The organism is Helcococcus kunzii ATCC 51366 (genome assembly GCF_000245755.1).
Lineage (GTDB): Bacteria > Bacillota > Clostridia > Tissierellales > Peptoniphilaceae > Helcococcus > Helcococcus kunzii.
The window spans coordinates 66269-88421 of sequence record NZ_JH601088.1; the positions used below are offsets into that span (position 1 = coordinate 66269).

The 22153-nt window shown below is 28.6% G+C and carries 20 protein-coding genes; 19 read left to right on the forward strand and 1 reads right to left on the reverse strand.

Going from position 1 to position 22153, the window contains the following annotated elements; genetic code table 11:
* Positions 1-37 precede the first annotated feature (37 nt).
* Positions 38-1798, forward strand: coding sequence for an N-acetylmuramoyl-L-alanine amidase family protein (locus tag HMPREF9709_RS00295; RefSeq protein WP_005396842.1), 1761 nt, complete (start codon positions 38-40; stop codon positions 1796-1798).
* Positions 1799-2517: 719 nt separating this feature from the next.
* A complete protein-coding gene (gene htpG / locus HMPREF9709_RS00300; RefSeq protein ID WP_005396844.1) occupies positions 2518-4392 on the forward strand; it encodes a molecular chaperone HtpG in 1875 nt (624 codons plus the stop codon).
* A gap of 194 nt (positions 4393-4586) precedes the next feature.
* Here the strand turns inward: htpG and HMPREF9709_RS00305 are convergent, their stop codons facing one another.
* Positions 4587-6602, reverse strand: a complete 2016-nt coding sequence (locus HMPREF9709_RS00305) for an alpha-amylase family glycosyl hydrolase (RefSeq protein ID WP_005396845.1) — start codon at positions 6600-6602, stop codon at positions 4587-4589.
* 183 nt (positions 6603-6785) lie between these two features.
* On the opposite strand from HMPREF9709_RS00305, the gene tmk reads away from it, so the two are divergent.
* From tmk to HMPREF9709_RS00385, 17 genes are all read left to right on the forward strand, one after another.
* Positions 6786-7409 (forward strand): dTMP kinase, encoded by a 624-nt coding sequence (gene tmk / locus HMPREF9709_RS00310; RefSeq protein WP_005396846.1) that lies wholly within the window; start codon positions 6786-6788, stop codon positions 7407-7409.
* Complete coding sequence (locus HMPREF9709_RS00315) at positions 7406-7729, forward strand: cyclic-di-AMP receptor (RefSeq protein WP_005396847.1); 324 nt, start codon at positions 7406-7408, stop codon at positions 7727-7729. Before tmk ends, HMPREF9709_RS00315 begins: the two co-directional genes overlap by 4 nt.
* Complete coding sequence (locus tag HMPREF9709_RS00320) at positions 7729-8526, forward strand: hypothetical protein (protein ID WP_005396854.1); 798 nt, start codon at positions 7729-7731, stop codon at positions 8524-8526. The genes HMPREF9709_RS00315 and HMPREF9709_RS00320 overlap by 1 nt, the downstream gene beginning before the upstream one ends.
* Positions 8507-9880 (forward strand): hypothetical protein, encoded by a 1374-nt coding sequence (locus HMPREF9709_RS00325; protein WP_005396855.1) that lies wholly within the window; start codon positions 8507-8509, stop codon positions 9878-9880. Before HMPREF9709_RS00320 ends, HMPREF9709_RS00325 begins: the two co-directional genes overlap by 20 nt.
* Positions 9870-10688, forward strand: coding sequence for a 16S rRNA (cytidine(1402)-2'-O)-methyltransferase (gene rsmI, locus HMPREF9709_RS00330; protein ID WP_050855435.1), 819 nt, complete (start codon positions 9870-9872; stop codon positions 10686-10688). Before HMPREF9709_RS00325 ends, rsmI begins: the two co-directional genes overlap by 11 nt.
* Positions 10689-11003: 315 nt before the next feature.
* On the forward strand, positions 11004-11189 hold the full coding sequence (locus tag HMPREF9709_RS10385; RefSeq protein WP_040463735.1) for a transposase: 186 nt from the start codon (positions 11004-11006) through the stop codon (positions 11187-11189).
* A gap of 597 nt (positions 11190-11786) precedes the next feature.
* Positions 11787-12065 (forward strand): transposase, encoded by a 279-nt coding sequence (locus HMPREF9709_RS10390; RefSeq protein WP_083831334.1) that lies wholly within the window; start codon positions 11787-11789, stop codon positions 12063-12065.
* 301 nt (positions 12066-12366) lie between these two features.
* Complete coding sequence (locus HMPREF9709_RS00340) at positions 12367-13641, forward strand: ABC transporter permease (RefSeq protein WP_005396857.1); 1275 nt, start codon at positions 12367-12369, stop codon at positions 13639-13641.
* Positions 13642-13650: 9 nt separating this feature from the next.
* Positions 13651-14298 (forward strand): ABC transporter ATP-binding protein, encoded by a 648-nt coding sequence (locus tag HMPREF9709_RS00345; protein ID WP_005396862.1) that lies wholly within the window; start codon positions 13651-13653, stop codon positions 14296-14298.
* A gap of 10 nt (positions 14299-14308) precedes the next feature.
* Positions 14309-15685 carry an ABC transporter permease gene (locus tag HMPREF9709_RS00350; protein ID WP_005396864.1) on the forward strand — a complete coding sequence of 459 codons (1377 nt, stop codon included), beginning with the start codon at positions 14309-14311 and terminating at the stop codon, positions 15683-15685.
* A gap of 47 nt (positions 15686-15732) precedes the next feature.
* The gene (locus tag HMPREF9709_RS00355; RefSeq protein ID WP_005396865.1) at positions 15733-16296 is read left to right on the forward strand and encodes a hypothetical protein; all 564 of its coding nucleotides are present in this window, start codon (positions 15733-15735) and stop codon (positions 16294-16296) included.
* Positions 16297-16351: 55 nt separating this feature from the next.
* The gene (locus tag HMPREF9709_RS10395; protein ID WP_005396871.1) at positions 16352-17302 is read left to right on the forward strand and encodes an acyltransferase family protein; all 951 of its coding nucleotides are present in this window, start codon (positions 16352-16354) and stop codon (positions 17300-17302) included.
* A gap of 21 nt (positions 17303-17323) precedes the next feature.
* Positions 17324-17977 carry a response regulator transcription factor gene (locus tag HMPREF9709_RS00365; RefSeq protein ID WP_005396872.1) on the forward strand — a complete coding sequence of 218 codons (654 nt, stop codon included), beginning with the start codon at positions 17324-17326 and terminating at the stop codon, positions 17975-17977.
* Positions 17974-19302 carry a sensor histidine kinase gene (locus HMPREF9709_RS00370; RefSeq protein ID WP_005396874.1) on the forward strand — a complete coding sequence of 443 codons (1329 nt, stop codon included), beginning with the start codon at positions 17974-17976 and terminating at the stop codon, positions 19300-19302. Before HMPREF9709_RS00365 ends, HMPREF9709_RS00370 begins: the two co-directional genes overlap by 4 nt.
* A gap of 16 nt (positions 19303-19318) precedes the next feature.
* Positions 19319-19873, forward strand: a complete 555-nt coding sequence (locus HMPREF9709_RS00375) for a hypothetical protein (RefSeq protein WP_005396876.1) — start codon at positions 19319-19321, stop codon at positions 19871-19873.
* A 64-nt stretch (positions 19874-19937) separates the two neighbouring features.
* Positions 19938-21281, forward strand: a complete 1344-nt coding sequence (glmM, locus tag HMPREF9709_RS00380) for a phosphoglucosamine mutase (protein ID WP_005396879.1) — start codon at positions 19938-19940, stop codon at positions 21279-21281.
* Positions 21282-21313: 32 nt separating this feature from the next.
* Positions 21314-22147: a DegV family protein gene (locus HMPREF9709_RS00385; RefSeq protein WP_005396880.1), complete on the forward strand. Its 834-nt coding sequence runs from the start codon at positions 21314-21316 to the stop codon at positions 22145-22147.
* Positions 22148-22153: the final 6 nt, after the last annotated feature.

Consider the following 22153-nt stretch of genomic DNA (forward strand, 5'->3'; position numbering starts at 1 on the left):
TAGAGGAAAAGAAGAATTTTGCTACATGGGAGGGGACATGAAAACAAAGACTATTAGTAAAAAAATTATAGTTTCGGTTTTGATATTAGCATTCATCTTGCCGTTTATATTTACGGGCATTTATTCAGAAGCATCCGAAACTAAAGCGAGTCTACAACAAAATATGAACACTTATGGATTTAATGTAGACCTTAGCAATATGAAAATTGAAATCACAAAATCTGTTACAAGATATGGGAATGCTGCAGATGCAAACAATAAAGCACATGGATTAAAACCTTATACTGCAGGTACATATTATGTATATAAATCAGTTAATGGTGCGATTAACATTTCCAAACAAACAAATTCACCAGGATCTTGGATAAATGCTAGAGATTTAGCTGGCAAGACCAAATCAAACAATAAGGTGAATACAGGGAATGTGAGCAATATCAACGCTGCAACAGTTAAATTAAACAAGGGTACAAAAGTGTATGTTTCAGCGGAAGAAGCGGTGAATGGTGTAAATTCAAAAGCTTCTTACAGTGCTGACACATATTATGTATACAAATCAACAAAATCAGCCATTAATATTACAAAAGTTAAAGGCCAACCAGGAGCGTGGGTGCCAAAGTCAGCACTATCAAATGCTACCCCAACAGAAATCGAAAAACCAGATTCAAGTAAAGTGGTAAACAAACCTTCAAAGAATGCTCCAACAAATATTACATCTTCAAATGGTAAGGTTGTTATTTCAGGCAGAATCAATATCTATATGACTGCTGCTGATGCTCTTAATGGCACAAACTCAAGAGGTTCATGGTCAGCAGGCACATACGACATATATAAATCATATGGAAAAGCAATAAACATCACTACTCAACCAGGTCAACCAGGTTCATGGATTGATGGTAGCAAATTAAACACAAACAACAAAAAAGACACAAATAAACCAGCACCTGTTCAAAACATAAACGACACAGTTTTATTAAATACAGATGTTAAGGTTTATGGGAATGCTTACGATGCGATAAGTGGTACAAATCCTGCAGCAACATTCTCAAAAGGAACATACTACATTTACAAAACATATGGAAACACAATCAACATCAGCGCACAAAAAGGTCAACCTGGCGGTTGGATCATAGCCGATGTAAAATCCATTCCAGCATCAGGTGTAAAAACAGATTCAAACACAATAAAAACTGGAAAACAATTTGTTTTAGTTCTTGACCCAGGCCATGGCGAAGGTATCGCTCACAATAGAGGTGGACTACTATTTAATGAAGGTGATCAAAACTATAAGTTCACTCAATCAATCATAAATGAAGCCTCAAAATATTCCAATATTATTGTGAAAACAACAAGAACATATAACTCAGAAGATCCTTCTTTTGAAGATAGAGCAAAAGCTGGCAATGGTGCCGATTTATTCGTATCCATTCACTCAAACGCTGCAAAAGCAAATGTTAGAGGAGTGGAAGCGTGGGGTTCACAAAAAAACTCCAAAACAGGCCAAAACTTCGCGAACGACCTAACAAAAACTTGGTCAGAAGTCATGTCCACACCAAACAGAGGAGTAATGTACGACTACAAAGACGCAAGAGGAAACTCTCATGTCGCACTATCCCCAGATAGCTCAAAAGACGACACATGGTTTGTATTCAAAGGAAACAGCGCGAAAGAAAAAGTGCTATTAGAATCCGTATTCCACACAAACCTACAAGATTCACAAGTCTACCTAAATAACCAAGAAAGACTAGCTAGAGAATTTATGAACCTAGTAGCCAAAAACTTTGGAATAATTTCAAGATAATTAAATAAGCATCGATATTATCGGATGAAGAAGAATGCTTCACGCGATATTGAATGCGAATTATAGGTAGAAATTTTAACAGATATAAAAAGGTAACCCCCTGAATCGTTGGATTCAGGGGGTTTTTGGAACTAAATATTAAAATTTCGATTTAAGTACCATTCTCACTCGAAATTTTTGGAACTAAATTTTAAAATATAAATTTAAGTATCATTTTAATTAATTATTTAATGTGAACTAGCACCAAATATTAAATTAGTAGAAATGGTGCTAGAATTTTTTAGTAGAATTAGCACCTTTTTGAGAATTGGCCAATTTTGTGCTAATTTCATTAAAATATCTAGGGAACGATTATTGTCTAGCTTCCTCGTTACTCTTCATACCAACAACGGTCACCGTGTAGACCAACCCGCCATTCCCGCAACTCCATCTATCACAACGCCGCACTCCCTAAACGCCCCATTCTCAGAATTCAATCCATCACAACGCCGCACTCCCCAAACACCCCATTCGCACATCTCGCCACACATAGCCGCCATCCCAAAATACCTTCCACACCACAATCTCCGCTTCCTCTAACAAAACAACCCCCCACACTCCAAACTCCACTTCCTCCAAAGTCACCACAAACACTCCCAACCCATTCTCCCTATCACTCGACTACACAGAGTGATAACAATGTGCTATAATAATATGTGTAAATAAATTGGGAGGTAAGTATGAAAAAACAATTTGAGACTGAATCTAAGAGAATTTTAGATTTGATGATTAATTCTATTTATACTAATAAGGAAATTTTCTTGAGGGAGCTAATTTCAAATGCATCTGATGCGTTGGATAAGAGATATTTTGATATTATGCATGCGAAAAAGGCTTTTGATAAGAAGGATTTAGAGATAAGGATTGATGTTGATAAGGATGAGAGAAGTTTAACTGTTAGCGATAATGGGATTGGTATGTCTAAAGAGGATTTAGAGAGTAATTTGGGGACAATTGCTAAGAGTGGTTCTTTAGATTTTAAGAATTTAAATAAGGATGATGAGATTTCCATTATTGGTCAATTTGGTGTTGGGTTTTATTCTTCATTTATGGTGGCGGATAAGATTGTAGTGAGCACTAAAAAAGAGGGCGAGAATGGATATATGTGGAGCAGCGAGGGTGCTGACGGATATGAGATTGAAGAAATAGATAAGGAAGAGATTGGTACCGAGATTAAGTTGTATTTGAAGGAAAATACGGACGATGATGATTTTGATGAGTACTTAAATCAAGGGTTTATTAAGTATTTGGTTAAGAAATATTCTAATTATATTAAGTATCCAATTAAGATGGATGTAGTGAAGTCTAGACCGGTGCCAGATAAAGAGGGCGAAACTGAAGAATACAATGAGATTGAGACATTAAACTCAATGGTTCCAATTTGGAAGAAAAATAAGAGTGAGTTAAAGGATGAGGATTATGTTAATTTTTATCATGCTCAAAGATATGGCTTTGATGATCCTTTAGCTTGGATTCACTTGCATGCAGAGGGAATGATAAATTATAATGCGATTTTATATATTCCTTCTCAAAAACCTATGGAGTATTATACAAGTAATTATTCTGGTGGTTTGGAGCTTTATTCTAATGGTGTAATGATAATGGAAAAGAATGAGGATTTACTTCCAGATTATTTATCATTTGTAAAGGGAATTGTTGATAGTGAAGATTTATCATTAAATATTTCAAGAGAAATACTTCAAAATGATAGAAGATTGATGAGTATTTCAAAAAATCTTGAAAAGAAAGTTTTATCTGAATTGAAGAGTTTGATTTCTAGTGATAGGGAAAAATATGAAAAATTCTTTAAGGAATTTGGTCTTAGTTTGAAGGCTGGTATTTATGAAAGTCAAGGGGCTAAGAAGAAGGATATAGAAGATTTACTACTTTTCTCAACTTCAAAATCAAAAGATGTGAAGACTTTAGAAGAATATTTAGATGATAAAAAAGAAGATCAAGAGTTTATTTATTATGCTACAGGTGAGTCATACGAAAATATTGACAGTATGCCTGCATTGCAAATTTTCAAGAATAAAGAAATCGAAGTTTTATACTTGGAAGAACATCTAGATGAGTTTGTAATAAAATTGATGTCTGATTATAGAGATGTTAAGTTTAAGTCTGCTTTTGATGAAGAATTGGAGCTTGATAAAGAAGAAGACGAAAAAGATAAAGATGAAGCAGAACAAAAAAATCAAGATGAGCTATTTAAAAAGATGAAAGATATTTTAGATGGCGAAGTTGTTGATGTGAAAGCAAGTAAGAGACTTGTTGATGATGTGGCATTTTTATCTGCAAAAGGAGAAGTTTCAATTGAAATGGAAAAAACACTTTCAATGCAAGAAACTCCATTCCCAATTAAGGCTGAAAAGGTGTTAGAAATAAATCCAAATCATAAAATATATGCAAGATTAATGGATTTATTATCTAAGAATGATGAAGAGGAAATTAAAACTATTACAAATGTGTTATATAATCAAGCTAGGTTGATTGCTGGTCTTAAAGTGGATGACATTGTAGGATTTACAAGGGATGTTAATAATTTAATAAAATAAGTATTTAAATTTTAATAAATTTATGTTAATATAATATTGCACCTATTGTTATTCCCTTCTATTTAAAAAACTAATAAACTCACTTGGATTTAGCGATAGGTGCTTTATACATTAATGACTGTTTCGGATTTCTCCTTCAGTTATTGGTAGTAAAAATAAATGAGGCAACTGATGTTGCCTCGTTTATTTTTAAATTATTTTAATTTCTTTAATATCATCATTGTTCTACTTGGTGAGTAGATTCTGATGCTTGCTGGATAGTCGTATCCAAATATTTTTTCTGAAGTATAGATATATTCTTTGTCTATTCTGTCATTTCCTCCATAGATACTGTCATCACTATTAAAGATTACTTGATAATTTCCATTGCTTAATACCGGGATTACTAGTCCTTCGTAGGATCTAGTTGGATGGAAATTATAAATAAAGATTAGTCCATTTCTTTCAAATACCAACAATTTGAAGTCATTGTGAATCATTAGAAGATGTGGATTGTAGGATAATAGGTCGTGGTCTTGTGAAAATTTAATGCTATCCTCGTTAAATTTATTTAACCATTTATATTTAAGATTTTCATTATCTACTAAGCTCCACTGTCTTTTAGCGTATTTGTATGACCAATTGTTTTGTGCAGATGGAAAGTCTATCCATTCTGGATGACCAAATTCATTTCCCATAAAGTTTAGATATCCATCTGAAGCGGTGTTTAGTGTAACGCTGGTGATTAGCTTGTGTAGAGCAATAGCTCTATTTATAATGTGACTGCTATTTTCAATATCCATATTCCAATACATTTCCGCATCAGAAAGTTTAAATATTATTGTTTTATCGCCGACAAGTGCTTGATCGTGACTTTCTGCGTAGGAGATTGTCTTTTCATCTTCTCTTTTTGTGGTTAGCTCGTGCCACATTTTATTCATATTCCAGTCGTGGTCATCTAAATCTAGCTCTTTTGCCCAATGCTCGGCAATACCCATACTAAATCTGTAGTCAAAACCAACGCCCCCTTCTTTAATTGGAAGGCATAATGCTGGCATACCGCTGACATCTTCTGCGATAGTGATTGCATATGGCTTAACTTCTTTTACCAATTCATTTGCAAGTGTTAGATAAGTTAAGGCGTCGATGTCGGTGTTCATTGAGAAATAGTCGTTATATGAAACGAAAGCTTGACCGATCCCGTGATTGTGATAAATCATGGAAGTAACACCATCGAATCTAAATCCGTCAAAATTGTATTCTTCTAAATAGTATTTTAGATTGGATAGTAAAAATCTAATGGTATTTTCTTTTTCGTAGTCAAATAGTTTGGAGTCCCATAATTCGTGATTTCCTCTTTCGCCGGAATGGAAAATTTGATAATCAGTCGTATCATAAAGATTAATACCGTCATAAACATTTTTTGAAGCGTGGCTGTGAACTATGTCCATAAATACCGCGATATCTAATTTATGAGCTTCATCTACTAAACGTTTTAAGTCTTCAACATCACCAAACCAATGAGATGCAGCGAAATAATTAGTTACATGATATCCAAAAGAACCATAGTATGCATGAGATGCAACTGCCATAATTTGAATTGCGTTATAACCAAGTTTTTTAATCCTTGGAAGTATTTTAATAAATTCTTTATAAGTGCCAATGCCTTCTTTTTCTTGTGCAATACCAATATGTACTTCATAGATATATGGTTTGAAATCTTTCTTTATTTTAAAATCATTTTTAAATTTGTATCTTCTTCTAGGATTGTTCATAAGTCCAAAGAAATCAAGTCTGCCATGTTCGTATTGAACTTGCTCAACTTTATTTATGAACATTGGAATTTTATAGTGATCAATACCATTTTTACGAATAATCGTCTTAATTTTTGAGTTATGAGGAATGCTTGTGATACCTTTAATTTTGATTTCCCAAGTATTTTCATCTATTCTATCAAGTTTATGACTTCTGCTATCCCAATTGTTGAAATCACCTGTTAGGTAGACTTCGTCAGCAGCTGGAGCCCAATCTCTGTAAATCCAGCCAGTCCTTGTTTTATGGAAACCATAGTATTCGTGAAAATTGGCAATAGATGATAATTTACCTTTTTTCCCTACTAATTGAGTTCTTTTTGCGTTGTAGCTGTCTATTCTTAATTGAATGTCATTCTTAAAATTTTCTAAATAAGGATCGTGTTCAAACATTTTTAAATTATCAATATTTTTTGCCATAGTTCCTCCCGATTCATTTTCTGTATTTAACATAAGTATACACTATCATTACAAAATTATAAAGAAAAGAATTAAATATATTTACAAATTGAAAACGCGTGATTAATGAAATCAACAATGGAAAAAAATGTAAAATCATTATATAATTAATAGACAGTATATAACTTACTAATAGGGGGGAAGATGAGAGGCAAGTTTATAGCGTTTGAAGGATCAGATGGTTCTGGCAAGTCCACGGTACTGTCAAAGGTTAGAGAGTATTTAGAGGAAAATAATATATCATATATCATAACTAGAGAGCCGGGTGGCACTAAAATCGGAGAACAGATACGTGATATATTGATTAACAATGATAACACCGAAATGGATGACAAGACGGAAGCATTGCTCTTTGCAGCTGCAAGAGCGCAAAGTGTTGAAGAAAAACTAAAAAAGGAATTAGGACAAAAAGAATTAGTTATTTCTGATAGATATGTGCTTTCATCACTTGCTTATCAAGGATATGCGAGAGGTTTGGGAGTTGATGGAGTTAGATCAATTAACGACTTTGCAACAAGTAGTCTTAAACCAGATTATACTTTCTTTTTAGATGTAGATCCAATCACGGTTTTGGAAAGAAAAAAATCACAAGTTGAAGCGGATCGTTTAGAAGAAGAAGGAAATAATTTTCATGAAAAAGTTTATATTGGGTATAAAAAACTTATCGAAAATGAAAAAAATTTAATTGTTATTGACGCTTCAAAACCAATAGAAGAAGTTGTAGATCAGACAATTAAAAATATTAAAAAAATATTGGAGGAAAAATGAAACTTTTAGTCGTAATAGTACAAGATAATGATGTTAATTTATTGATGGATGATTTAGTTGAAAACAAATATTCAGTAACAAAATTAGCTACAACAGGTGGTTTTCTAAAAGAAGGAAACACTACACTTTTAATCGGGGTTGATGAGAAAAAAGTGCAAGATTGTATCTCTTTAATTGATAGAAATTGCAAAAAGAGAAGATCAACAACTTTTATTAATCCATCAACACAAGGAGTTGTTATGCAATCCATTCCTATAGAAGTTGAAGTTGGTGGCGCTACAGTATTTGTATTAGATGTAGATCAGTTCTTAAAATTATAATGCTAAATAATATATTACAAAGGCAAATTGAAAATAATAATATTTTCCATTCTTACATAATTGAAGGAAATAGGCAAGACGCCGAAGAACAGTACATTGAGTTTTCAAAAAAAGCTTTGACGGATAATGTAGATATAAATAATTTAATCCAAGTGATAAGTCCTGAAAACAACAATATTACAATCGACCAAATTAGAAAGATAACTAAGGCAATATATAAAAAGCCTGTTAAATATGATTATAATATTTTTGTAATTGAGGATGCACATTTCATGAGAGCGGAGGCGCAAAATGCTCTGCTTAAAACACTTGAAGAGATGCCAAATTATTCCATTGTTTTTATGACAACAAATAATAGATTTAAGTTATTGGATACCATCATTTCAAGGAGTCAGGTTATTTGTATCAATTCGGGAGATGGGATAGATTTTGAAGCTCAAAATACGAAAAATATTTTCAGTTTGATTAATAAAGTTTTAGAAGGAAACTATTATATTATTAATAAAGAGAGAAATTTGATTAAGGAATTATCTGAATATAAGCATGAGACACTATTTGTTTTAACAAAGATATTTTCAGATGCGCTATTAAAAAATAGTTCAGATAATATTAAATATCAAAGTATTTTGGAAAAGATTTCTAAATTTTCGACTACATCAATTGAAGAGATTATCATAAAGATAGAAAATATTAAGGAAATGTTAAAAGTTAATCTTAATTTTCAAATTGCTATGGAAGATTTAATTTTTACAATCATAGAGAAAATGAGTAAGAGTAATGGATATAAAACAAGATAAATTAATAAGGATAATTTTAATATTTTTACTATGCTTATTTATGCCGGTGGCGGATGTCTTTGCTGATGATACATATAAGGTCAATGAAGAGATAGAATTTGGCAGGACTTACGAGTTTGACGAGCCTGTAAATGGTAGTGTCATTGTGAGTGGTGCGGCAGACAAGGTAGAAAAAGTGGGCGATGTAAAAGAGTCCAAATTTGTACAGTCCGTGCCTGTAAAGGTGAAGTTTTTGCCAAAGAAATTGGGATTATATAAATTAGACATAGAGGTAAATGTATCTACTAAAGAAGGTACAGATTTAAGTCGTGTGGATACTGTTTATTTTCTTGTTACAGAAAATGGACAAAAAATGAATTCTGATGAGATTGAAGAGTATTTAAAAATAAAGCTTAAAACAAGCAATAAGGATTTGATTAATGAATATACTAAACGTCCATATATTGCTAAATTAGAAGTGACAAATGCGAAAATCGTTGAAAAATTAGATAAAAACAGGACTCAATATACCTTAAAAATTAATGATAATGCGCAAAAGATAGAGTTTAAGGCTCAAGCTGATAGTAAAGATACAAAGATTAATGGAACACTTTCATTAAACCCAAATTCACAGACAATGAATTTGCTTTCTGTTTCTAATAAGGATACGGAAGTGATTTATACATTTAAATGGGAAAAGCCAAAAGTTAAGGTTTTTAAATATAAGAATGGGGAAAGTGAAGAAAAATTAGTTTATGATCCTTATAATAGGCAAGAGTTTGAAAATTTACCAACTCAGAAAATTAAAATTCAAGGTGATGAATTTGAAGTTTATGAAGATGAATTTGGTAATTTGCTTATACCATTAAAACATCAAAATAAGGATGAATTACCAGAGTTGTACACTTTTTCAACTGAGGGAGAGATATTTACTAAGTTTGAAAATTTTGTAAATATCAACGGTCAGACATTCCGACAAGAAAAATTTAACGAGATATTTAATGAAGATTTGGTATTGTTTAATTTGGAAAGTGTTCAAATACAAGACTTAAATTATGCTAAAGGATATAGTATAAATAGAGTTGGTTTTGAGAAGCAATATTTGGTTAATTTGACTAGACCGGATGGATTTCAAGCGTGGTATCAATTTGATGATAGAGATGGCATTAGGCAATTGATTCTTTTAGATTTACCTGAGTTTATTACGGAAAATGAATTGGCAAAATATTTTGGGGTAGAGTTAGATACGGATTATAGTGCATTTCAGTATTCTAAATTTGATATTATACTTGTGATAATTGCAATTATCTCATTGATAATAATTATAGTGACAAATATTGTTATTAAAATAAAGAAAAGAAAGCATGGTAAATAGGATGATATATTTTGTACCAACACCAATAGGCAATTTAGAAGATATTAGCTTAAGATCGCTTAGAGTGCTTCAAGAGTCCGATATAATTGCTTGTGAAGATACGAGAACTACAAAAAAGCTATTAGATCATTATGATATAAAGGCACAATTAATTTCATATCATAAATTTAATGAATTTAGTAGAATAGAGGAAATTATTTCCTTAAGTAATGAGGAAAAGCAGATTTCTGTGGTATCAGATGCTGGTATGCCGGGGATATCAGATCCAGGAAATATTTTAATCAATGCTTTGATTGAAAATAATATAAAATATACCGTTTTACCTGGTGCAAGTGCATTTACTACAGCGCTTGTTTTGAGTGGCTTTGATAATACACAATTTACTTTTTTGGGGTTTATCCCATCTAAATCAGGAGAAAGAAATAGATTTATAGATTCAATAAAAAATCGAAATGAAACATTAATTTTTTATGAAACTCCTCATAGATTAGTAAAAACACTTGAGCAATTTGCTAAAGTCATTCCTAATCGTAGGATTGCAGTTGTCAGAGAAATTTCAAAAATTTATGAAGAGATTCTTATTTTTGAGGCATCTGATTATGAAAATGTGGATATTAAAGAAAAGGGTGAGTTTGTCATTTTAGTAGATAAGAATGAGGAAATTATTGAAATAACGGACGAATACATTCTTGAAAAATTAAAAGAAGAAATTCAAAATGGAAAAACTAAAAAGACAGCAGTAAAAGAAATTTCCAAAGAATTAGATATAAGTAAAAATAGAGTATATAATTTATCTATTGAAATATAATGATTTATTGACAATTTAATACTATAAAGTGTAAAAATATATTATATTTTTTATGGGGCTGTTGCAAAATAGCCTCTTTAAATTAAAATAATTTAGTAAATATAATGAAAAAGCCCTGAATTCTAAGCGTTCAGGGCTTTTTGTGATAAAATAGTTTTATGACATACAATACTTTATCTGTGTTTAATTCTAACCTAAATCATTGAGAAATTCATTTAAAAATGGAGTTTAATCTAGATAATGTTGTTGAAAATGATTTAAAGCTCTTGGTTTTGCAAAAATTTGTTGAGGAGATGGTCTTAAGTTTCATAGTAGATGCATACTCCGTTAAGGAGGGCATTAGTTGATCCAAATACTATGTTTAAGATTTTAATCTACTGTTACTCAGAAGAAGTTAGAATTTCTAGAGAAATAGAGAAAATATGTAAATATGACTTAAGAATTTTGTATCTTATTGAAGGGAAAAAATCACCGGATCATTCGACAATAAATAGATTTTGAAATAAATTAGCACTTTTCGTTGAGAAAATACTTTATTTAAATAATCAGTATTTGTTAGAAAATGACTTTCTAGATGCTTCAAGCATATACATTGAAGGTGCTAAAATTGAAGTCAATGCCAATAAATATACTTTTGTTTGAAAATAATCAGTCATAAAATTTAAGAATAACTTACTTGAAAAGATAGTTAAATATTTTGAACATTATTATTGATTTTTCGGATGAAAAGTCAATAATAATGGCATTAAAAGAGGAAAAACAAGAGCTTAGGGACATTATCAAATCTCAAAAAATTTAATTTGTTTTTGTTGAAGGGAAGAGAAAATCCAAAAAGATTATGAATTTGTAGAATATTCAATAAATAAAATAGAAGAATACAATAAAGAGACAGACAGTTACGAAAGTAAAGATGGTGATTTTTTTGTAAGAATAAAAGCTAAAAAAAGAGTAAAGAAAAGCGGCTATATTTCAACATCTAAAGTATACAAATGTTTTGATTGTGACAAAGATGGATTTAAGAAAAAATCTCTATATTTTACAGAAATATTTGAGAAATACAGGTTAAATTCTTTAGAAAACATAATTTTATAAGAAGGTATAAATGAGAGGATAAACAGGTCTATACAAGCTGAAGGTGCGTTTTCGAAATTAAAAGAAGCCTTGGTTTACAAAAGGTTTAATCATAAAGGATTAACAAATGTAGTAATCGAGATAAATATAATGGCAATAGCTATGAATCTAAACACCTTAACAAATAAAATATTTAATAAAGATTATGCTCCAACAAGATATCAAATATCGGAAAATAATAGCGTAAATTCAGAAAAAACATTAAAGAACATATCTTCATTTCTTGCACTCATTTTTCCATTGTAGTCTAAAAAATCAAAAATTTTTTATAATCTAAAATCTTAATCTAACTAAGTAATATCAATATCTACAGAAAAAAAGAAAAAGGACTATTACATAGTGATTTTTATGTCATTATACGACAGTCCCATATTTTTATTTTAATTTTTTTTATTTTATCACTTTAAATTTAGATTATTTGTTTTACATTTCATAAAGATTTCATAAATATCTCGTAATATAAAACTTGTAAATAGAGAATGTAAAAAATTAAAGCCTTTATTTAATTATATTTGGTTTAATGAAGTAAAAAAGGGGGAGAGAAAATATGATAAATAATGCTATAGCATATATAACAAGAAAAAAAAATAGAACCTTTATTGTGTTTATTATATTAACTATGGTTCTTTCATGTCTATACTCATGTTTAAGTGTAATAAAATCAAGTGATGGTTTAGAAAAATCTCTATATAAGTCTTCAAATTCATCATTATCTATAACAAAAAAAGATAATAGTTATTTTAATATAAAAGAATTTAAGGATATAAAAAAATTTAAAGAAATTGAAGAGATTATTTATTATTATACTGGATTAGCAAGGCCTAAAAAAACTAAAGTTGTAGAAGGTAAGCAAAGGATTGAAATGGACAATTTGTCAAATAATCTGAAAAACATTGTTTCAATAGAGTCTACAAGTAATACAAATAAAAATACTCTTTTTACTAGTGGTGTTTTTATACTTAAGGAAGGAAAACATATAAATAAAAATGATAGAAATAAGATTCTTATCCATGAAGAATATGCGAAAAAAAATGGCTTAAAATTAAAAGATAAGATTCATTTAGAATTATTTCAAACTGATAATTCAAGTAGTGGAAAACAATCTGAATTTGAGATTGTTGGGATTTTCTCAGGCAAAAAGCAAGAAACATATACAGGGTTATCATCTGATTTTTCAGAAAATATGATGTTTACAGATTATGAATCGACTCAAAAAGCTCTAGGCAAAGAAAATGATAATATTTCTAATAAGATTGTTATTTATTCAAATAGTCCTGAATCAGCGAAAGAAACTTTAACAAAATTAAAAGAATTGAATTTTGATTGGTCTAAATACGATCTTGAAAAAGATAGTAAAGCTTTCGATGAAACTTTAGAGTCCTTAGGAGGTATTAAAAAAATTATCAAAATGATGACGTATTTAATAATGCTAGGAGGAATTATTGTATTGTCATTGATATTGATTTTATGGTTAAGAGAGAGAATATATGAAATAGGAATATTATTATCCATAGGGATAAAAAAAATTAACATCATACTTCAATTTATTATTGAATTAATATTTATTTCTATACCGAGCATATTATTTTCTGTTTTCATTGGTAACTTTTTAGTTAAACAAATAATGAGTGGGTTTTTAAGCTCGAACAATATAGAAGCATTTACAAATAATTTGTTCAACAATGAAAAAGTTTCAGAAAATATAATAATATTTGCTCAAAGTTATGGAATATTAATTAGTATTATTATAATATCAGTTATTATTGCATCTGCAATGATTTTAGTAAAGAAACCAAAAGAAATATTATCAAAGATTAGTTAGGAGAGTAAAATGGAAATGTTAGAAATGAAAAATGTAACTTATAGTTATTCAAGTTCTAAGGAAAAAATATTATCAAATATAAATCAAAAATTTGAATTAGGAAAATTTTATGCGATTATTGGTAAATCTGGAACAGGTAAGTCGACTTTATTATCACTATTAGCTGGATTGGATAAACCTAATAGTGGCCAAATATTATTTAATAAAGAAGACATACAAAAGAAAGGATATAGTAATCATAGAAAAAATAATATATCTTTAGTATTTCAAAATTATAATTTAATTGACTACTTATCACCACTTGAAAATATTAGATTAGTAAATAAAAATGCTCCAGAAACAATTTTATTTGAACTAGGTTTGGATAACAGTCAAACAAAAAGAAATGTAATGAAATTATCAGGAGGACAACAACAAAGAGTAGCTATAGCTAGGGCGTTAGTTTCAGAAGCTCCAATAATTTTAGCTGATGAGCCAACGGGTAATTTAGATAGTAGTACAGCGGGTGAAATAATAGATATATTAAATAAATTGGCTAAAGAAAGAAATAAATGTGTAATTGTTGTAACACATAGTAAAGAAGTTGCTGAAGCTGCGGATATCATTTTAGAATTAAGTGGTAAAAAATTAAAGATGATAAATAATAAACTTAATTAGGAGGTTAATTATGTTAAGAAATGCTTTTGCTTATGTAACAAGAAAAGGATTAAAATCAGCTATAATATTATTAGTAATATTAGCTATGTCATCGTTGAGTTTAATCAGTTTGTCTATAAAAGATGCTACAAATAAGGCTTCTGAAGAAACTTTTGGTAATATAACAAATAGTTTCTCTATGGAAATAAATAGACAAGTGAACCCAGGGACTCCAAGAGGAGGAGGTAATGTAAAAGGGCAAGATATAAAAAAAATTGCTGAAAGCAAGGAGATAGATAATTATGTTAAAAGAATAAATAGTGTGGCAGACTTAGTTAATCATGACATTATAGAGACCCAAGAAACTCTTGCAAATCAATCTCCAGAAAGAGCACAGAACTTTAAGAGAACAGTTATGTTGACTGGAGTTAATGATTCATCAAAAGAAACTAAATTTGTTTCAGGAGCTTATAAGTTAGTTGAGGGTAAACATTTAGAAAATGAAGACAAAAATAAGGTGTTGTTACATAAGGATTTAGCGGATAAAAATAAATTAAAAGTTGGTGATAAGCTAAAACTTAAATCTAATTTATTTGATGCGGATAATGAAAAAAGAGCAGATGAAACAGTAGAAGTCGAAATAAAAGGACTTTTTGATGGCCATAATAATGGTGGCGTAAGTGCAGCTCAAGAACTTTATGAAAACACATTAATTACTGATATACATACTGCTGCTAAAGTATATGGAAACTCAGAAGATACTGCAGTATATCAAGATGCAACATTTTTTGTTAAAGGAAATAAAAAATTAGATAATGTTATAAATGATCTTCAAAAACTTGATATTGATTGGAGAGAGTATAATTTAATAAAAAGCTCATCAAATTATCCTGCTTTACAACAATCTATTTCAGGGATATATTCTATAGCTAATAAATTATTTGCTGGATCATTGATATTCGCTGGAGTTGTTGTTTCTTTATTACTATTTTTATGGATGAATGCAAGGAAAAAAGAAATTGCAGTATTGCTTTCAATAGGTATGTCCAAAATTAACATTTTTGGTCAGTTTGTAATAGAATTAATACTGATATCAATTCCTGCTTATATTGGATCTTACTTTTTAGCAACATATACTGGAAAAATACTAGGAAACAATATTCTTAGCAAGGTTACTGGTGAAATAGCAAAACAAATTGCAAAACAATCATCTTCTAGTCAACTTGGAGGAGGAGCAGAGGTTGATGGATTTAATAAGACTTTAACAAGTTTAGACGTTAATATAGAACCAAAATCGCTTATATATGTGATTTTATTTATGACATTGATATTAATAATTTCGTTAATAATATCATCATCAAAGAATTTAAGAAAAAATCCTAAAGAATTATTAATAGATACAAAATAGACATTATAATTTTGTTGTATTTTATAGATTTGATAACAAGAGGTTTTATGAAAAAAATAATAATTGGATTATTATCATTAGTTTTAATATTCAATTTAATAGGTTGTATGAATAAAACAGATAATAAAAAAATGGATAAAAAAAAGAATAAAAATCAAACTGAACAAATTAAAGATAAGGATAAAGACCATAATAACCTAGAAAAAAAATATAAAAAAATGTCTGATATGTTAAAAGATATAATAAAAGGTGTAAACGTACCATCTTCCGAAACTTTTGATTTAGATAAAGATAATTTTGAAGATTATAGCTTTATAGCATGGCAAGATTCGCTAAAAGCTGCTGTATCAGAAGGGCAAATATCTACTTCTGCGCATTCTATTGTGTTATTAAAATCGAAAAAAAATGAAACTGAAAAAATATCTAAAGAAATATCTAAAAAAGCTGACTTAAAGAAATGGGTATGCGTAGAGGCGGAAGTAGGAAAAGTACTTTATACAAATGAGTATGTCATATTGATAATGACAAATAAAGAGTCTTTTGAAGGATTAAAAAATAACTTTGAAAAGATAATGGGAAATCAAAAAATAAATACAATAAATATTAAATAATCTAGGAAGTGAGTTTATAATTCTTATGAGTTTAAAAAAATCAAGGCTGTCAATCATGGGGTTGGCAGCTATATTAATTCTATTATATCATATTTATCCTGTGTCAAATACTAGTATGTTTTATAATATAGAAAAATATATTATAAAAAACTCTCAGTTAGGAGTAGATATGTTTTTTTTCTGTTCGGCTTATATGTATAAATTTTCTGATAAAACTAATTATAAAAAATTTATAATTAAAAAAGTTATAAAGATATATCCTATTTTTGTTATATCAACTTTTATATATTTTCTTATGGGAAGTATAGGTATAAAACAAACATTAATGACGATAATAGGAATAGATTTTTTTCTAAAATGGGGAGGATCATTTCTATGGTTTATACCAGCAATATTAATTTTGTATAGTTTATTACTTATTTACGAAAAATTATCTACTAAATATGATAAAAGAAAAGTCTTGTTTGTAATTATATTTATATTTTTATTGTTTATAATTTTATCATATAAGTATAGTGTCAATAAATCAATTAATATATTTTTGTTTAGATTTCCTATTATTATTTTAGGTTTTTTATTATCAAATTATGAAGGTAGGTTTATATATAGAAAAAAAGGGATTTATAGTATATTATTATTGATAATAGGAAGTATAGTTAATTATATATATTTTTTTAAGATAAAATATAATTATATTTTTGTGGAGTCTTTTTATATATTATCATTACCTTTAGTCCTTGGCTGTATTTTATTTTTAGACTTTATACAAGGTTCAATTAATTTAAAAAAACTACGAGTATTCGGAAAAATAAGTTTAGAATTATATTGTGTTCAAATGATTATAGGTTTTATGTTATTTGAAAAACTAATTAATTTTACTCAAAATAGAATTATTTCCTTTTTGTGTGATTTTATAATTATATTTATTATATCTTGGTTGTATGAAAAAATTATAAGATTAATTTCAATAAAATTAAGTACAATTTTAGCTATCTATTATAAATAAGTTTCCATTTAAGGGGGTGGCATGAAGATATTTATTGTTGAAGATGATAAAAATATAAGAGAGGGTATAAGCGAGTATTTAAAAGAATTTGGCTATGATATTATAGACGCAAAAGATGGAAGAGAGGCGTTAGAGAAATTTAATAGTGATATTAATCTTGTTATTTTAGATATTCAAATCCCATATATGAACGGATTAGAAGTATTAAAAGTAATAAGAAAGAAGAGTAATTTGCCTGTTTTGATTTTGACAGCTTTTAATGATGAATCATATAAAATTGAAGCTTTTACTAATTTTGCAGATGGATACATAGAGAAACCATTTTCATTAGAGGTATTAAAAGCTAGAGTTGAATCTTTGATTAAAAAGAATTACCAAGTTTGTGATATTTTTGAGTATAACAATATTGAAGTTAATTTTAAAAGTTATACTGCAAAGGTTGATGGAAAGAAAGTGAATGTAAATGCAAAAGAATTAGAAATATTAAAATGTTTGTTAGATAATGAAGGTCAAGTTTTAACAAGGATGCAAATTATTGATGATGTTTGGAAAGAAAGTGAAGAAATTCCATTTGATCGTGTAATAGATGTATATATTAAAGAACTAAGAAAAAAATTAAATTTAGATTGTATAATTACTGTTAGAAATGTAGGCTATATGTTGGAGAGAAAATGAAAAATTTAAAGATATTTCCTAAGATGTTTATTCAGATTTTTTTTGTACTTATGCTAGTGATAGTATTAATTCATTCATTGGTTTTTTTCGTGTTTCCAAAAGTATATTTAGAAGATAGAAAGCAAGAAATATCTAAAAAAGCTAGCCAAATATCTAGTAATATGAATGGAAAAGAAATAAAATATATTGAAGAATATTTAGAATTATATTCTAAAAGTAGTGAAATAAAGGCTTTTATAAAAGGAAAAAACAATAATAATGAACTAAGATTAGGAAAGGAGTTAAATGTTGATATAGAAAGTGAAAACAATTCTTTAATTATTGAGGATAGGATTGTCAAAATAAAGTCTGGAGAGAATATACTTTTACAATTTGTTTCTACTGCTGATATGCAAAAAGATGCAAAGGAATTAACTTTTAAGTTTTTTCCTTTTTCACTGATGATATCATTTTTATTTTCTATAATTGTTTCATTAGTATATGCGAAATTTATTAAAAATAATATACAAGACATAAAAAATATAACAGATAAAATGATGCTATTAGATAAAGATGTACAATTAAAAGTGAATTCAAAAAATGAAATTGATGAATTAAAAGCTCAGATTAATGATCTATATTTTACTTTATTAAAATCTATTTCGGACTTAGATTCAAAAAATAAGAAAATATTAAAATTAGAAAAGAGAAAATATGATTTTTTTAAGGGTGCTTCTCATGAATTGAAAACTCCACTATCAAGTTTGAAAATTATATTAGAAAATATGAAATATAATATTGGTAAATATAAGAATAGGGATATATATATATCAGATTGTATTGATATTGTTGATGAACTTTCACAACGTGTTTCTCAAATATTATCGGTGTCTTCCATAGAGACATTTAAAAATGATGAAGAGATTTTAAATATAAACAGCGTATTAGAAGGTATAATTAAAAAATATCAATTATTAGCATCTAAAAAAAATATAAAAATTAATAATTATATATTAAATGAAAATATGTATATTGGTAAAAGTTCTTTAAAAATTATTATATCAAATTTGATTAGTAATGCCGTCAAATATACTGATGATAATGGAGTTATTGATATTGAAATTCAGAACGGGTGGCTTTGTTTTAAAAATACATTTAATGATAAGAGAAAATTGGATTTAGATAGAATATTTCAAGTAGATTTTAATTTGAATAAAGAAGATAGTAATGGTTTAGGACTATATATTGTCAAAAATATATTAAATAATTACAATATAGGATACAAAGTAAAACATGACGAAGATAAATTTGTATTTATGATTGAGATATTAGACATTGAAGGTTAAAAAATAGGAGAAAATAATGTATATATTAGAATTAAATCAAGATGGTGTAGGAACTGAAATAGGATTATTTAATAGTATCAAACAAGGTGTAAAATTTATTTCTCAACTGGAAGGATATAGAGTAGAAAAAAAGAATGGTATTATATATGAATATATTATTCCAAAACAAATACCTAATTATATAGAATTAAAGTATAATAATCATATTATTCCATTTACAAGATATATGTTCCATACAGATTCAAATATATACTTATTATGGAAAGAGATTCCAGATTTAACAAAAAAAGGAAAAGGCATAGTAAAAGGAGCCACTTTAGTTGATGCGTATTCTATTGCGAATTTAGAAGTTAAGGATTATATAAATAAACGAGAAAAAAACTTTATTATAGTAAAGCAATATTTAGAAGAAAAAAATTATGAAGTTTGCAGAGCTTACTTTGGTTCAGAAGATGGTGAAGCTATTTTATACAAAAAAACAAATACAGATGATTGGCATTTTTTATGTCATTTAGATCCTCATTTTGCTAATTCAAATGATGTGAAATCTTTTATTGAACAACTTTGCTGATATAATATAATATATTTTGATTATTATGATATAATTTTTTTATAAATTGTAAGAGGAGATTAGTATGAAATATTTTGGAACAGATGGTTTCCGTGGAGAAGCTAATATTGGCTTAACAGTAGAACATGCATTTAAGATTGGAAAATTTTTAGGAGCATATTACAAGAAAAACAATAAAGAAGCTAAAGTTGTTATTGGGAAAGATACAAGAAGATCAAGCTATATGCTTGAAAGTGCTTTAGCAGCAGGTTTAACTTCAACCGGTACAGATGCTTATTTGATGCATGTAACTACAACACCAAGTGTTTCTTATATAGCAAGAACAGAAGGATTTGATGGCGGTATTATGATATCAGCTAGTCACAATCCATTTTACGATAATGGTATAAAATTAATAGATAGTGATGGATATAAAGTAGAAAATGATTTAATTGAAAAACTTGAAGCATATATTGATGGTGAAACTGAAGAGGTTGAATTGGCTACTGGTGAAAATATTGGTAGGACAGTTGACTATATCGTTGGAAGAAATAGATATATAGCTTATCTTTCAACAGTTGTTACAAAATCATTCAAGGGTATAAAAGTATTAGTAGATGCATCCAATGGTGCGGCTTATCAAATTTCAAAAAATGTACTTGATATTTTAGGTGCAGATGTTGAAATGATGGCAAATAATCCTGATGGTTACAATATCAATAAAAATGTTGGTTCAACTCATATGAATGCGCTAATTGAACAAGTAAAAAATGGTGACTATAATTTAGGTATTGCCTATGATGGGGATGCTGATCGTTGCCTAGCTGTTGATGAAAATGGGGAATTAATTACTGGTGATCACATCATGTATATCATTGGTAAATATTTAAAACAAATCGGTGAATTAAGTAAAGATACTGTAGTTACAACGGTAATGTCCAATTTAGGATTATATAAAGCCTTAGAAGCTTTAGATATCAACACTGTGAAAACAGCAGTAGGTGATAAATATGTTTCAGAAGAAATCAAAAACGAAGGCTATAGTATAGGTGGAGAACAATCTGGACATATCATTTTATCTAAATATGCAACTACAGGTGATGGTATTTTAACATCATTAAAATTGATTGAAATAATGGTTAAACAAAAGGCTCCACTTTCACTTCTATCAAAGGAATTGACAATATACCCACAATTATTAGAGAATGTAGTTGTGAAGGATAAAACTGTTGTACTTCAAGATGAAGATGTGAAAAAAGCAGTAAAACAAGTAGAAGAAGAATTACACGGTCAAGGTAGAGCTTTGGTTAGACCTTCAGGTACAGAACCATTAATACGAGTAATGGTGGAAGCAGTTGACGATGAAACATGTAAGAAATATGTTGATATGGTAGTTCAAGTAATAAAAGATAAAGGGTATGTTGCTTAACAAAATATACTCTATACATTAAAGGGGAATATATGAATCGTATTATAGTTAGTGACTCATGCGCAGAAATTACGCAGGAAATGCAAAACAAAAGTAAAATTGAAATAGCACCATTTTTCATTGATGTTTTAGATGTAAGTATGGTTGCTGATGAAAGTGTGGACATTGATAATTTAGTAGAACTGATGGCGAAGTCAAAAGAAGCAGTGAGAACAGCAGCACCAACACCTGATTCATTTTATAGTCCAGCCAAGGGATATGATGAAGTGTTTTATGTAACAATTTCATCAAAACTTTCTACTACCTACAACAATGCACATATTGCTAAAACAATGTTAGAAGATGAAAACCCAAATGTTAAAGTACATGTATTTGATTCAAAATCAGCTGCATGTGGTGAAACTAAGGTTATCACTTGGATACAAGAAGAAATGGAACAAAATAAGAGTTTTGAAGAAATTGTAGAAAATGTTGAAAATAAGATAAAAAACTTAAACACAATTTTTGTTCTTGAAAATCTTGATAATTTAATTAAGAATGGTAGAATGTCAAAATTAAGCGGATTTATCGCTTCAGCATTATCCATCTATCCTGTATGTATTGGAAATGATGGAAAAATAGAAGTTAAAGAAAAACCAAGAGGCATTAAATCAGCCTTAAATAGAATGGGTAATTTAATTGGCGAAATGACAGATACATTTTCTGATAAGAATATTTTCATTACTTATATCAGAAATAAAGAAAGAGCAAATAAAATAAAAAACTTAATTGAAGAAAAATATGATTTCAAAGAAATCAATGTTTTATCGGGAACAGCACTATCTTCAACTTATGCCAATGACGGCGGTATAATCATAGCGTTTTAATATGAA

Coding starts and splice junctions, on each gene's coding strand:
- HMPREF9709_RS00295 (WP_005396842.1), top strand. CDS start 38: ATGAAAACAAAGACTATTAGTAAAAAAATTATAGTTTCGGTTTTGATA.
- htpG (WP_005396844.1), top strand. CDS start 2,518: ATGAAAAAACAATTTGAGACTGAATCTAAGAGAATTTTAGATTTGATG.
- HMPREF9709_RS00305 (WP_005396845.1), bottom strand. CDS start 6,602: ATGGCAAAAAATATTGATAATTTAAAAATGTTTGAACACGATCCTTAT.
- tmk (WP_005396846.1), top strand. CDS start 6,786: ATGAGAGGCAAGTTTATAGCGTTTGAAGGATCAGATGGTTCTGGCAAG.
- HMPREF9709_RS00315 (WP_005396847.1), top strand. CDS start 7,406: ATGAAACTTTTAGTCGTAATAGTACAAGATAATGATGTTAATTTATTG.
- HMPREF9709_RS00320 (WP_005396854.1), top strand. CDS start 7,729: ATGCTAAATAATATATTACAAAGGCAAATTGAAAATAATAATATTTTC.
- HMPREF9709_RS00325 (WP_005396855.1), top strand. CDS start 8,507: ATGGATATAAAACAAGATAAATTAATAAGGATAATTTTAATATTTTTA.
- rsmI (WP_050855435.1), top strand. CDS start 9,870: ATGGTAAATAGGATGATATATTTTGTACCAACACCAATAGGCAATTTA.
- HMPREF9709_RS10385 (WP_040463735.1), top strand. CDS start 11,004: ATGCATACTCCGTTAAGGAGGGCATTAGTTGATCCAAATACTATGTTT.
- HMPREF9709_RS00340 (WP_005396857.1), top strand. CDS start 12,367: ATGATAAATAATGCTATAGCATATATAACAAGAAAAAAAAATAGAACC.
- HMPREF9709_RS00345 (WP_005396862.1), top strand. CDS start 13,651: ATGGAAATGTTAGAAATGAAAAATGTAACTTATAGTTATTCAAGTTCT.
- HMPREF9709_RS00350 (WP_005396864.1), top strand. CDS start 14,309: ATGTTAAGAAATGCTTTTGCTTATGTAACAAGAAAAGGATTAAAATCA.
- HMPREF9709_RS00355 (WP_005396865.1), top strand. CDS start 15,733: ATGAAAAAAATAATAATTGGATTATTATCATTAGTTTTAATATTCAAT.
- HMPREF9709_RS10395 (WP_005396871.1), top strand. CDS start 16,352: ATGGGGTTGGCAGCTATATTAATTCTATTATATCATATTTATCCTGTG.
- HMPREF9709_RS00365 (WP_005396872.1), top strand. CDS start 17,324: ATGAAGATATTTATTGTTGAAGATGATAAAAATATAAGAGAGGGTATA.
- HMPREF9709_RS00370 (WP_005396874.1), top strand. CDS start 17,974: ATGAAAAATTTAAAGATATTTCCTAAGATGTTTATTCAGATTTTTTTT.
- HMPREF9709_RS00375 (WP_005396876.1), top strand. CDS start 19,319: ATGTATATATTAGAATTAAATCAAGATGGTGTAGGAACTGAAATAGGA.
- glmM (WP_005396879.1), top strand. CDS start 19,938: ATGAAATATTTTGGAACAGATGGTTTCCGTGGAGAAGCTAATATTGGC.
- HMPREF9709_RS00385 (WP_005396880.1), top strand. CDS start 21,314: ATGAATCGTATTATAGTTAGTGACTCATGCGCAGAAATTACGCAGGAA.